We start from the raw sequence: 12964 nt of genomic DNA, 5'->3' as shown, positions 1-12964 counted from the left end.
GCACTCTCGCTTTCGGGAGGCGTGGCCGGCTCCACAGCGACGGGAGTCTTCGGCCAAGCCGCGGCCGTGAAGCCGGCCCAGACCCCCAGCCCACCTCCGGAGCCGGGCACACCGGATTCCGGCACACCGACCGGGCCCGATACGACGCCGACCGGACCCAGTACAACGCCCGATCCCAGCTCGCCGTCGGAGTCCGGAACGACAGGATCCGACCAGCAGACCGGGCCGAGCGAGCCGACCGACTCCGGCGAAGCGACCGGCTCCGGCGAAGCAAGCGACTCCGGCGAAGCGAGCGACTCCGGCACCGAGTCGAAGCCCTCGTCACCGGCCGCCTCCTCGGAAGAAATGAAGCGCCTGGAGCGGCGCACGGCGGCGTTGCAGGTGCCGGAGGAGGTGAGGGAGCAGGTCGAGAGGGAGCTTGCCGGGTTGCTGAGGATGAGCAGGAATCCAGACATCCCGTCCGGCGAGCGGGCCGCCTACGCGAGGATCGTGTCTCGGCTCACCGACGCGTTGGGGACGATCCAGGATCCCAAGACACCCCGCAAGCAGCGGATCGCCTACACCCACATCGTGGACAGGTCGACCGAGACGCTGGGCGTGATCCAGGATCCCAGGACGCCCCGCGAGGAACGGTCCGCCTACACGAGAATCGTGGACGGGACGGTCGGAACGCTGGCGACGATCCAGGATCCCGGGACGTCCCGCGAGGAACGGGCCACCTACACGGAGCTCGCTGACGAGATGACCGAGCGCTACGGCCTGTTCACGGTCCCGGAGCCGGCGGAGGGCTCGAGCCCTCCGGAAGCAACGGACGGCCGGACCCCTAGGTACTTCTCCCTCAACACTTCGGAGCAGGACGTCGGAACGGTGAATGACGCTCAAAGCCAGTCGACGCCGCCGGCTGATCGCGAGCGCCTTGTGCGCGGCATGCAGACCATGGGGACAACCCATCAGATTCTTCGCGACCGGACCCTTTCGAAGGAGCTGCGGGCAGAGCTCGAGGGGAACGTGGAGCAGCTGAGCGAAGCTCTGCTGAAGTCCTACGACCGTTCGGCATCCCGCGACGACCGGGACAAGGCGAAGGGCAAGGCAGATGACTTCCTCAACAAGCTCGGCGGCGACAACGACAAGCACGCGGACAAGCCTCTGCTGGAGATCAGGGACACACCCTTGAACCCTGCGGTCGCCCCGGGCGAGTTCCAGTCCTTCACCATCAAGGTGACCAATCACGGGGATGACGACGTCACCGATGTGACGGTGGAGGACAAGTTCGAGTCGGCCTCGGGCGGTGCCGAGGGAGGCGTCATCCGCCCCGTGTTGCACGCCCAGATGATGAGGGATTCGGGTGACAAGACCGACTGTGACATCACAGCGGGGGACACCGCGGTGAACTGCCCCACGGGCGGTGACACCAAGATCGTGCCGGAGGAGACGGTCACGGTCGCCATCCGTGCGGTGGTGAAGGCGTCGCAGGTGTTTTACGGGGAGAAGGAGAACGTCACCCAGGTGAAGTACGAGGAAGGTGCGGAACAGGCCAGCGCCAAGTTCGCCGTCGTCAGGTCTCCGAAGCTGTCCAAGCAGGACCTCGAAGACGAACTGCGGGCCACCCGGCAATGCACCGCACGCTTCGAGTCGTCCGGCGTCTCGAAGGAGGCTCTGACCGTTTTCACCGAGGTGATGGGTGAGGAACTCGAGCAGAGGACGTCTCCCGCTCAGGCCAGCGCCGAGGGTTACAAGGCCGCTCTGCGCAGAGCGGGACCCGACGAAGCGGTGACGCTCGCGGACATACACATGTTCGACGTGTCTCTTCGCGACGCCGCGAAGGCCTTCAAGTCGGGAGAGAACTGCGACGAGTTCGTCGACAAGGCCCTGTCGCAGGAGTGACCGTACGTCCTGTCAACGGCGTCACCGTCCCTCGTCGAGCCTTCGGCTGTCCCAGGGGAAATCCCTCAGCACCCCCAGATTCCGCAACGCCGCTTCCGCCGGCGTCTCCGGCCCGTCCAGCCCGTCCAGCCCGTCCAGCCCGTCCAGCCCGTCCAGCCCGTCCGCGGGGACGTCTCCGGCCGCCCAGCCCTCCATCGCCACACGTACGGCGGCACTCGCGACGGCGGCGGCGAAGCGCAGGTGTGCGGGTACGGCAACGTTGTCGGGGTCGGTTGTCGAGCCATCGCCCGCAGGTCCGGCGGCGGCCAGCCGCGCGGCGAGCACCTCCCCCAGCATCCTTTCCGACGTCTGGCACACCTCCGCCCACACCCTGCGCAGGGACGGATTCGCCTCGGCGAGGCGCAGGAGTGTGCGCACCCACTCCCAGGAGGCCGCCGAGACGCCGATGCCCGGGGTGAGGGTGTGGCGGACGCCCTGTTCCAGGGCCTGGAGCACGCTCGCGTCGGGGGGAGCGGCGCGTACCGCCGCCACCCAGCGCTGGGCGCCGGCCGCGTAGAGCGGGGCGACGGCCTCCTCCTTGGTGGCGAAGTACCGGTAGAAGGTGCGCGGGGCGATGCCGGCGGCCTGGGCGATGTCCTCCGCGCGGGTGGCGCGCAGGCCGTGCCGGACGAAGAGGCCCGCCGCCGCCCGGGCGATCTCCATCCGCGTCTCGGCCTTCCGCCGTTCGGTCAGCGAGGCCTGTGGCGGGGTCGGGGTGGTGCTGCTCACGCCCGGCAGGCTATGCCCATGTGACACAATCTGCCATCTGGCGGGCCACCCCGTGGTTCAGGTACGGGGTGCCCCGCCCTCCAAGCACCCCGCGGTGCGTGAGACGCTGGCAGGAAAAGAGCCGGACCCCGGCGCCCGGGGGGAGGGGCGCCGAAGCCCGGCCTTGGGAGAGTCCCGGCGCCGGGGGGAGTGCGACGGGACTTGGTTCTCGGGGGCCGAGGGGGTGTGGCCCCGGGCCCGAACTGGTGGACCCGGAAGTCTTGTTCCCCGAGTCCTGCGGGTTAAGCGGCGATACAACGCCATGTTTGCGCGGTCTTTCGCCACCCGGCGTACGCGGTGTCACCCATCACGCAGCCGGGTGGAACCAGCGTCACGCCGCCGCGTCGAAACCGGTGCTGCGCGCCAGCTTCTTCAGCTCCAGCAGGGCGTGCTTCTCGATCTGCCGGATGCGCTCGCGGGTCAGGCCGTGCTCCTTGCCGACCTCGGTCAGCGTGCGCTCCCGGCCGTCCTCGATGCCGTAGCGCATCTTGATGATGGAGGCCGTGCGCTGGTCGAGGCGGCCGATGAGGTCGTCGAGCTCCTCGCTGCGCAGCAGCGTGAGCACCGACTGCTCGGGCGACACCGCGGAGGTGTCCTCCAGGAGGTCGCCGAACTGGGTCTCGCCCTCGTCGTCCACCGACATGTTCAGCGAGACCGGGTCGCGGGCCCAGTCCAGGACGTCGGTGACGCGCTCCGGGTTGGAGCCGAGCTCGGCGGCGATCTCCGCGGGCTCCGGGTCCCTGCCGTGCTCACGGTTGAACTCGCGCTGCACACGGCGGATCCGGCCGAGCTCCTCCACGAGGTGGACGGGCAGGCGGATCGTACGGGACTGGTCGGCTATCGAGCGGGTGATGGCCTGGCGGATCCACCACGTCGCGTACGTGGAGAACTTGAAGCCCTTGCGGTAGTCGAACTTCTCGACCGCGCGCACCAGGCCGGCGTTGCCCTCCTGGATCAGGTCCAGCAGCGGCAGACCGCTGCGGGGGTAGCGGCGGGCGACGGCGACGACCAGGCGGAGGTTGGAGCGGATGAAGATGTCCTTGGCCCGCTCCGCGTCGGCTATCAGGGCCTCGAGTTCGTCACGGGTGGCGTCGGCCTTGGTCTCCTCGAACCCGTCGAGGACCTGCCGCGCGAACACACCCGCCTCGATGACCTGTGACAGCTCGACCTCCTTGGCGGCGTCGAGCAGTGGTGTGCGCGCTATCTCGTCGAGGTACATGCCGACCAGGTCGCGGTCGGCGATCTCGCCGCCATGGGCGCGAACACTGCTTGCCGCGTCGGCCGTCTCGCCGGTGGCGGACTTACGACGGGCGACGGCACGGGTTGCCATGCGAGCTCCCTTGCGATGATGAGGTCAGCGGGCGGTCCTTCGGACGCTGGACTCCGTCTCCGGGACTCTCCGGACTCTCCTCGGGTGCCCTGCATCCGATGGAAACAACGACTGGAATCAGGACAGAATTCCCAACCCGCCCCCCGATTTTTCTGATCATGCAGTACCCTGTCGGACCACACGGGGAGGCGCGGTGCCGTCGGAACGCACAGAGGTGCAGGTCAGGCCGGGAGTCGAGGGTGACCTCGAGGCCCTCACGGCCCTCTACAACCACTATGTACGTGAGACGGCGATCACATTCGATACCGCGATCTTCACTCCGGAAGAGCGCCGCCCTTGGCTGCTCTCCCACCCAGTAGACGGCCCGCACCGCCTGATGGTTGCCACGGGCACCAACTCACAGGAAATTCTGGGCTACGCCACATCAAGCCCTTTCCGGCAGAAGCCCGCTTATGCCACCTCGGTGGAGACGACCGTGCACGTCGCCCCGCACTCCGGCCGCCGCGGCATCGGCACGCTCCTGTACCGGGCCCTCTTCGAGGCCCTGGCCGGGGAGGACCTGCACCGCGCCTACGCCGGCATCGCGCTGCCGAACGAGGGCTCCGTCCGGCTGCACGAGCGCCTCGGCTTCCAGCACGTCGGCACGTACCGGGAGGTCGGCCGCAAGTTCGACCGCTATTGGGACGTGGCCTGGTACGAGATGCCGCTGTAGCACCCGGTAAGCGAGCCCCGGTCTCCATGAGGGCGGTTTCAGCCGAACTGCACCGACCGCTTGGCGAGCCCCATCCAGAACCCGTCGATCACCGACTTCTGCGCGTCCAGCTCCCCGGCCGCGTCGGCGGCGCCCATGGTCACGAACAACGGGGCGAAGTGCTCGGTGCGCGGGTGGGCGAGCTGCCCAGCGGGCGATGTGCGGGTGAAGTCGAGCAGGGCGTCCACGTCCCGCGCCTCCAGCGCCCGCCGGCCCCAGTCGTCGAACTCCGCCGACCAGCCGGGGATGCCGCCCTGCCGGAGCGCGGCCAGATTGTGGGTGAAGAAGCCGGAGCCGACGATCAGCACGCCCTCGTCCCGCAGCGGGGCGAGCTTGCGGCCGATCTCCATGAGCCTGACCGGGTCGAGCGTCGGCATGGAGACCTGGAGGACGGGGATGTCGGCCTCCGGGTACATCTCGACCAGCGGGACGTACGCGCCGTGGTCGAGGCCGCGGTCGGGGACGTCCTGGACGGGCATGCCGGGGGCGCGCAGCAGCTTCCGTACCGACTCGGCGAGCTCCGGTGCGCCGGGAGCCTCGTACCTCACCCGGTAGTAGTGCTCGGGGAAGCCCCAGAAGTCGTAGACGAGGGGGACGGTCTCGGTGGCGCCGAGGGCGAGCGGGGCCTCCTCCCAGTGGGCGGAGACCATCAGGATCGCCTTGGGGCGCGGCAGTCCGGCGGACCAGGCGGCCAGCTCACCGGGCCAGACCGGGTCGTCGGCCAGCGGCGGGGCGCCGTGGCTGAGGTACAGAGCGGGCATGCGCTCCTGGGTGGCGGCGGACATGCTGCGACTCCCTCCACAATGGTTCCCTGACAAACTGTACGGGCCATTTGTTTAATCTTCAAGAAGGGGCCACGTAAAGTGGAAGGCATGAAGGCACCCGCATCCGCACCGACACCGGGCCCCGCCGAAGGGCCCCACGAACCGCGCTGGCTCACCGGCGAGGAGCAGCGCGTCTGGCGCTCGTTCATGGAGGGCGTCACCCTCCTCGACGACCATCTCGACCGTCAGCTCCAGCGCGACGCGGGCATGCCGCACGTCTACTACGGCCTTCTGGTCAAGCTTGCCGAGGCGCCCCGGCGGCAACTGCGGATGACCGAGCTCGCCATGCTGGCGAAGATCACCCGCTCCCGGCTCTCGCACGCCATCGCGCGCCTGGAGAAGAACGGCTGGGTGCGCCGCGAGGACTGCCCCGACGACAAGCGGGGCCAGTTCGCCGTGCTCACGGAGGAGGGCTACGAGGTGCTGCGGCAGACCGCCCCGGGCCATGTGGAGGCCGTACGGCAGGCGGTCTTCGACCGGCTCTCCCCGGAACAGCAGAAGTCCCTCGGCGAGATCATGAGGATCGTCGCCGAGGGACTTCAGCCGACCGAAGCGGGTGCGGACCTGCCCTGGCTCCGCTGAGCCGGGGCAGGTCCTGGAATCCATAGGCACGAGGCGTCCCCTTCCTCGTGCCTACGGGTGGCCCGAAGGGGTTTCCCGGGTGGTGACCCGAAGGGGTCATCCGGGTGGTGACCCGAAGGGGTCATCCGGGTGGTGACCCGAAGGGGTCATCCGGGGGGCGCCGTCAGTGGGCGACGACCGGCACCTGCATCTCGTCCGCCGCGCCCTCCTCGGAGGACGCCACCGTCGTGCCGTCCGGTCGGCCGGCGTTGACGAAGGTCAGGGCGATCGCGGCGGCCACCACGAGGATGCCGACGGCGAACCAGATGGCGCTGGTGTAGCCCTGCACCATGGCCTCCAGCTGGACCAGCTGCTGCTGGGACCGGCTGGTCGCCCCGGCGATGTGGTCGGCGACGTACGCCGTCGTCGCCGAGGCGGCGATGGTGTTCAGCAGGGCCGTGCCGATCGCGCCGCCCACCTGCTGCGAGGTGTTGACCATCGCGGAGGCGACACCGGAGTCCCGCGGCTCGACGCCCTGGGTGGCCAGCGACATGGCCGGCATGAACGCCGTACCCATGCCGAGGCCGAGCAGCAGCATCGCCGGCAGCAGCAGGGCCGCGTACGAGGAGCCGATCTCCAGCTGGGTCAGCAGCAGCATGCCGAGCGCGGCGACCAGGAAGCCGGGGCCCATCAGCAGACGCGGCGCGACCCGGGTCATCAGACGGGTGCCGATCTGGGTGGAGCCCGTGATCATGCCCGCGATCATCGGCAGGAAGGCGAACCCGGTCTTGACCGGCGAGTAGCCCTTCACGATCTGCAGGTAGTAGGTCAGGAAGAGGAACAGGCCGAACATCGCGATGATCGCGAGTCCGAGGGAGAGGTAGACACCGCCGCGGTTGCGCTCGGTGACCACGCGCAGCGGCAGCAGCGGGGCCTTGACCCTGGACTCGACGAGCACGAAGGACAGGAGCAGGACGGCCGAGGCGACGAACATGCCGACGGTCACGGAGTCGCTCCAGCCGTCGGACTCGGCGCGGGTGAAGCCGTAGACCAGGGCGACCAGGCCGAGGGTGGACAGGATCACGCCGGGGATGTCGAGCGGCGAGCGGTTGCGGCCGCCCTCCGGCTCACGGATGACGAAGTACGCACCGGCCGCGGCGACGATGGCGAACGGGATGTTCACGAAGAACGTCCAGCGCCAGTCCAGGTACTCGGTGAGGAAGCCGCCCAGGATCAGACCCACGGCGCCGCCACCACCGGCGATCGCGCCGTAGATGCCGAACGCCTTGGCGCGCTCCTTGGCGTCGGTGAACATCACGGCCAGCAGCGAGAGCGCGGCGGGCGCGAGCAGGGCACCGAAGACGCCCTGGAGGGCGCGGGCGCCGAACATCATCACCTCGTTGGTGGCCGCGCCGCCGAGCGCGGAGGCCACGGCGAAACCGCCCAGACCGACGACGAAGGCCTTCTTGCGGCCCCACAGGTCGGCTATCCGGCCGCCGAACAGGAGCAGACCGCCGAAGGCGAGGGCGTAGGCCGTGACGACCCACTGCCGGTTGCCGTCGGAGATGCCCAGGTCCTGCTGGGCGGAGGGCAGGGCGATGTTCACGATGGTGGCGTCCAGGACGACCATCAGCTGGGCGAGCGCGATGAAGACGAGCGCTTTCCAGCGGCCCGGATCCGGTTCGGCCGGGGCGTTGAGGGCCTTTGAGGCTGTTTGAGACATGGAGGTACCCACTTCGGGACTTCGTGACGGAAAAAGGTGACGAAAAGTGACGGCTCGTCCTCGGGACGACCGCAGGGACTGTCGTTCAGGTTTCAGACCGGTGGGGCGGCCTGAACTCATCGGGCTGAACCGATCGGCCTGAACTCATCGGGCTGAACCGATCGGACGGAACCGATCGGGCTGTGCGGGTCGGTCAGGGCGGGTCGGTCAGGGCGGGTCGGTCGGGGCGGGTCGGTCAGGGCCGGCGCAGGTCCTCCAGGGTCACGGCCGTGCCCGGGAGGGTGGAGCGAGCCGGAGCCCGCAGACCGTCCAGGAACAGCTGAAGATGGCGGTGGACGAAGCGGTCGGCGCGGAAACAGTCCGTACCGGCCGGAGGCCGGCTGAGCTGGGCCACGGCGATCATGACGTCTCCGACGTCCACGTCGGAACGGAGCTGTCCGGCAGCCCTGGCCCGGTCCATGACCTCGGCGACCTGGCTCTCGACCCGTTCGCGCGCGGCCTCCAGATCCGGGTGGTGCTTGTCGAACGTGCTGGAGACCATCGGGCACAGCGCGCTGATCCGCTCGTCGGCGGCGGCGTGCACGAAGCGCTCCAGCGCCTCGAACGCGTCACCGGTCTCGGCGAGCGCGAGCTCGGCCGCGGCGGCCGTACGGTCCATGACGGAGCAGACGACCTCGCGGACCAGCGCGTCGCGGTCCGGGAAGTTGCGGTACACCGTGGCGTTGCCCACGCCGGCCCGGCGGGCGACCTCGTCGAGCGGCACCTCGGGGCCGTGCTCGACGAACATCTCCCGGGCGGCGGTGACGATCCGCTCCCGGTTGCGCAGGGCGTCGGCGCGAGGCCGGGGCGCCTTGCGCTGTTCGGGGGTGGCGGTCTGCACGGCGTACTCCTGGATGGCTGAGGTGGGTGTGCGCTTGTGGGCGTGCGGTGCTTTGCGATCCGGGGAGCGGGTCCCCGTTTCGCTCTGACACATGGCTAAACGGGGAGTGGGTCCCCGGTATTTCCCGTAGCTGGGGTTTTTTCTTTGTGACCTGGCTCACAAGTGTCTCTGGCTTCTGGCGGGGCGCCTCTGCTGGCTTCTGGCAGGGCGCTACTGACGGGAAACCCACGATCGGTCTCCTCCAGCGCGCGCCCCCATCCGCCGCAACGCAGGGTGAGCGAAAGGGTGCAGCCGGAGACCGGCGGCTGCCGTGGCGCGGGAGGTCCCCTGCATGCAGCCCCAGCCGCAGCCGCAGCGACCCCGGCCGGGCGCGGCGGGGTCGTCCGGCCCGGGCCGGACGCGGCGTCCGGGCGCGGGGCGGGCGGGGGCGGCGGGCGGAACGGGGTCGGCCGGGGCGGCCGGGGCGGCGGGCCGAACCGGGTCCGCCGGGGCGCCGGGCCGAACCGGGTCCGCCGGGGCGCCGGGCCGAACCGGGTCCGCCGGGGCGCCGGGCCGAACCGGGTCGGCCGGCTCGGGCCGGATTCAGCAGCCCCGCCGTCGGATACCCTGGCGCCGTCTGGCGGCCCTGGCCTGTGTGACCGCCCTGACCTTCTCGGTCAGCACCTCGGCCGGCACGGGCCATCTCGCCCCCGGCGCCACGGCGGCCGGAGCCGGCCCGATCTCCCTGTCCCGCACCTCCTCGCACGCCCCCTGCCTGATCCACGGCGGCCGCGAGGTCCAGATGTCCGAGGGCATCCCCACCTCCGACGGCTACTCCCGCTCCACCGGCACCGTCCGCGCCCTCACCCTGATGATCGACTTCTCCGACGCCCCCGGCGACGGCGACGCCCTGGAGCGCTTCCGGGAGTTCTTCCCGCAGACCCGCGAGTGGTTCCGCACCAGCTCCTACGGCCGCCTCGACTACCGCCCCGAGACCCCGATCCCGGAGTGGCTGCGGATGCCGAAGTCCTTCCGCGAGTACGGCATAGAGCGCGGCGCCCCCTTCGACCCCGGCTACCGCACCCTGGTCCAGGATCTCGTGGCCGCGGCCGACCCCAAGGTGGACTTCCGCGCGTACGACCTGGTGAACGTGCTGGTCACCCCGAACGCCGGCCCCTCCGCCCTCGACACGGTCCTGTCCGTCACCTTCGCCGGCAACCCCGAGGCCCCGACGGCCGACGGCATCCCCGTGGCCAACGCCTCGTTCGTCTACTCCCGCCAGGACGACGGTTCCGGCTCCTACGACCGCAACGGCTACCGCGTACTCCCCCACGAGAACGGCCACGTCTTCGGCCTGCCCGACCTGTACACCGCAGAGGGCGGGGGCGCGGTCGGCCACTGGGACATCATGAGCGAGGACTGGGGCGCCAACAACGACTTCCTCGGCTGGCACAAGTGGAAGCTGGGCTGGCTCGACGCGACGCAGGTCCACTGCGTGGCGACCCCCGGCACCAGGGAGTACACCCTGACCCCGCTGGCCGGCGCCGGCGGCTCCAAGCTGGTCGTCCTCCCCCTGGACAGCGCAACCGGCTACGCCGTGGAACTGCGCACCCGCGCCGGCAACGACGAGGCGGTGTGCCGCCCGGGCGTCCTGATCTACGAGGTCGACGCGAAGGTGGACACGGGCATGGGCCCGGTCACCGTCCACGACTCCCGCCGCGACAGCGGCGGCTGCACCCGCGCGCCGAACGTCCACGCGGAACTGTCGGACGCGCCGTTCACGCCCGGGGAGACGTTCCGGGATCCGCGCAAGGGGGTGGAGATCGAGGTGACGGGGGTGGATCTGGAGGGGGGAGGTGGGGATGAGGGCGGGTACCGGGTGCGGGTGACGAGGGGGTAGCGACGCCAGCGGGAACCCGTCCCGGACTCCGGATTACCGTAAGGCCTGCCGCGACCGCCGTACCGGAGAGCCGATGCCAGCGAAGCCACCCATGAACGACGACCCCGAGGGGTCCGCCGCCTCGGCCGACGAGGACGGGGGGCCGGTGCATGACGACGGGACGCCGGCCGAGGCGGGTGGCACGGCGACGACAGCCATCAGGTCGAGCACACCGGAAGCGATCGGGTCGCCCACACCGGACGAGGCGGTCACACCACTCATACGCGGCATCGCGGTGCTGCGGGAACTGACCGAGGCGGACGGCACCCTGAGCCTGAGCGGCCTGGAACGGGCCACCCGACTCGCCCGCTCCACGGTCGACCGCATCACGGCCACGCTGGCCCGCATGGGCTACGTCCGCGTGGACGGCCGGGACGTACACCTCTCCCCCCGCCTGATGGAACTGGGCAACGCCTACCTCGCCGCCCTGCGTCTCCCGGCCCTGCTCGCTTCCCGGGCGGACGCCCTGGCCGACGAACTGGACGAGTCGGTCTCCCTGGCGGTCGCCGACCGCGACGGCATCCGCTTCATCCACCAGGCGACCCGCCGCCGCGCGATGTCCCTGAGCTTCCGCATCGGCGACCTGCTCCCCGCCGAACGCACCGCCCCCGGCCCCCTGTTCGCGACGGAGTGGACGGCCACCGACTGGCAACGCTGGCGCGAACGCCGGGCGGCGGACCCGAGGGACCTCTCCTTCACGGCCGTACCACCGCGCAAGTACGGAGCGGACGCCAGAGACGACGACATGTTCGTGAGCCGCACGGAGCAGGCGGCCGCGAACGGCTGGGCCTTGGACGACCAGTTGATCGAACCGGGCTTGGTGGCGGTCTCGGTACCGGTCCGCTCCCCTCACCCCGTCGGCGATCACCGACCCCCGGCATGCGTGGCCAGCGTCGTCAGCCACACGAGCCGCCACACGGCACACAGCCTGCGCACCACGCTGCTGCCGAGGTTGCGGTCCGCGGTGGCACAGATGGAAGAGGAACTGCTCCGCACCCCACCCCCGACCCCCGGCGCACCACCCTCCGACCTGGCACTCTGGACAGGCGCGTCGAAACAGCGACTCGGCCGCGACTTCATCGAATCCCTGGCGCGGGGCCTGACGGTCCTCACGGCCTTCGGCGAGGGCAGGCCGGAGCTGACACTCACGGAGGTGGCCCAGGCGACGGGCCTGGCCCGGGCGACGGCCCGCCGAGCCCTGATCACCTACGAACACCTGGACCTGGTGACGCCGACAGGCGACCGCACCTTCGCCCTGACCCCCCGGGTCCTCTCCCTGGGCTTCCCGCCCCTCTCCCGCACGACACTCCCCGACATCGCCCACCCCCACCTCTACGACCTGACGTCCCGCATCCACGAGTCGACGTCACTGGCGGTGCTCTCGGACTCGGGTGAGGAGATCCAGTACACGGCGAGAGTGGCGACGGGCCGGGTGATGAGCGTGAACATCACCCTGGGCACCCGCCTGCCGGCGTACGCGACGGCGCTGGGCCGAGTCCTCCTCTCGGACAGGACCACCGCCCAAGCCCCCCTCCCCCACGACCTACGCCCCCTCACTCCCCACACGATCACGGACAGGGCGCAACTGGCCCAGACCCTGGCCTCGGTCCGCTCCCAGGGCTACGCCCTGGTGGACGAGGAACTGGAAGAGGGCCTCCGCTCCATCGCGGTCCCGATCCGCGACCGTTCCGGCAGGGTCGTCTCCGCCCTGAACACAGCGATGCACGCAAGCCGCCACAGCCTCCGGGAGTGCGTGACGGACCTCCTCCCCGAACTCACGACGACAGCCACCCGCATCGAGTCGGACCTCCACACCGCAGCGCGCTTCACCCACGTCGCCCTGACCTGACCCCCACACCCACCCGACCCGTATCCGGTACGCTGACGCCTGTGGTCCTCCCAGACCACAGGCACGCCGCTGCTTGCGTCCGATGCCACTGCCTTCGTAGCTCAGGGGATAGAGCACCGCTCTCCTAAAGCGGGTGTCGCAGGTTCGAATCCTGCCGGGGGCACCAGCACAAACGGCCCGGACCGATCATGGTCCGGGCCGTTTTGACGGCACAGTTTGACGGCAGTCACGCGGACGGCGCCTTTCGTACCGGGTTACCCGCGTCCACAGGTGCTGGAGCAGGGCGACGAGACGGCCCCGCACCCCACTTCGCGCCTGAGGCTTCCGGGGTCGTTGGTTCGGGTGTGCCGTTGCCTGACGTGCAGCGGGCAATACCGCCTGCACCGGCCGGCGGGAGCCGGCATGTCACACGGCGTCGACGTTACGTCGGCGGTATC

Annotated in this window: 10 protein-coding genes and 1 tRNA gene; 6 read left to right on the top strand and 5 right to left on the bottom strand. The window is 70.4% G+C overall.

The genetic code is table 11. The features are described 5' to 3' along the window. Positions 1–21: 21 nt before the first annotated feature. The gene (locus AC07DF_RS28540) at positions 22–1884 is read left to right on the top strand and encodes a hypothetical protein (RefSeq protein WP_478977360.1); all 1863 of its coding nucleotides are present in this window, start codon (positions 22–24) and stop codon (positions 1882–1884) included. Positions 1885–1905: 21 nt separating this feature from the next. On the opposite strand, the gene AC07DF_RS28535 is transcribed toward AC07DF_RS28540, so the two are convergent. Together AC07DF_RS28535 and AC07DF_RS28530 are read right to left on the bottom strand one after the other, a co-directional pair. Next, complete coding sequence (locus AC07DF_RS28535; RefSeq protein ID WP_478977357.1) at positions 1906–2652, bottom strand: TetR/AcrR family transcriptional regulator; 747 nt, start codon at positions 2650–2652, stop codon at positions 1906–1908. 370 nt (positions 2653–3022) lie between these two features. Then, positions 3023–4021 (bottom strand): sigma-70 family RNA polymerase sigma factor, encoded by a 999-nt coding sequence (locus AC07DF_RS28530; RefSeq protein WP_478977354.1) that lies wholly within the window; start codon positions 4019–4021, stop codon positions 3023–3025. A 193-nt stretch (positions 4022–4214) separates the two neighbouring features. Here AC07DF_RS28530 and AC07DF_RS28525 point away from each other — a divergent pair, with 193 nt between their 5' ends. After that, a complete protein-coding gene (locus tag AC07DF_RS28525) occupies positions 4215–4733 on the top strand; it encodes an N-acetyltransferase family protein (protein WP_478977351.1) in 519 nt (172 codons plus the stop codon). A 38-nt stretch (positions 4734–4771) separates the two neighbouring features. Here the strand turns inward: AC07DF_RS28525 and AC07DF_RS28520 are convergent, their stop codons facing one another. Beyond that, a complete protein-coding gene (locus tag AC07DF_RS28520) occupies positions 4772–5557 on the bottom strand; it encodes a dioxygenase family protein (RefSeq protein ID WP_478977346.1) in 786 nt (261 codons plus the stop codon). A gap of 87 nt (positions 5558–5644) precedes the next feature. Here AC07DF_RS28520 and AC07DF_RS28515 point away from each other — a divergent pair, with 87 nt between their 5' ends. Continuing rightward, positions 5645–6178: a MarR family winged helix-turn-helix transcriptional regulator gene (locus AC07DF_RS28515; RefSeq protein ID WP_478977343.1), complete on the top strand. Its 534-nt coding sequence runs from the start codon at positions 5645–5647 to the stop codon at positions 6176–6178. Positions 6179–6341: 163 nt separating this feature from the next. Here the strand turns inward: AC07DF_RS28515 and AC07DF_RS28510 are convergent, their stop codons facing one another. Together AC07DF_RS28510 and AC07DF_RS28505 are read right to left on the bottom strand one after the other, a co-directional pair. Continuing rightward, positions 6342–7880 carry an MFS transporter gene (locus AC07DF_RS28510; RefSeq protein ID WP_478977340.1) on the bottom strand — a complete coding sequence of 513 codons (1539 nt, stop codon included), beginning with the start codon at positions 7878–7880 and terminating at the stop codon, positions 6342–6344. A gap of 235 nt (positions 7881–8115) precedes the next feature. Next, on the bottom strand, positions 8116–8760 hold the full coding sequence (locus tag AC07DF_RS28505) for a TetR/AcrR family transcriptional regulator (protein ID WP_478977337.1): 645 nt from the start codon (positions 8758–8760) through the stop codon (positions 8116–8118). 634 nt (positions 8761–9394) lie between these two features. Between AC07DF_RS28505 and AC07DF_RS28500 the strand changes: the two genes are divergently transcribed. The 3 genes from AC07DF_RS28500 to AC07DF_RS28490 all read left to right on the top strand — a co-directional run bounded on the left by AC07DF_RS28500 (position 9395) and on the right by AC07DF_RS28490 (position 12693). Beyond that, positions 9395–10639, top strand: coding sequence for a M6 family metalloprotease domain-containing protein (locus tag AC07DF_RS28500; protein WP_478977334.1), 1245 nt, complete (start codon positions 9395–9397; stop codon positions 10637–10639). A gap of 91 nt (positions 10640–10730) precedes the next feature. Continuing rightward, entirely contained in the window at positions 10731–12527 is a 1797-nt protein-coding gene (locus AC07DF_RS28495; RefSeq protein ID WP_478977331.1) for an IclR family transcriptional regulator domain-containing protein, read from the top strand. A 90-nt stretch (positions 12528–12617) separates the two neighbouring features. After that, positions 12618–12693: transfer RNA gene (locus AC07DF_RS28490), tRNA-Arg, on the top strand. The last annotated feature ends 271 nt before the right edge of the window (positions 12694–12964 follow it).

The sequence above is a fragment of the Streptomyces sp. NPDC044719 genome (assembly GCF_056433405.1).
This window is presented reverse-complemented; position numbering and strand designations above follow the sequence as displayed.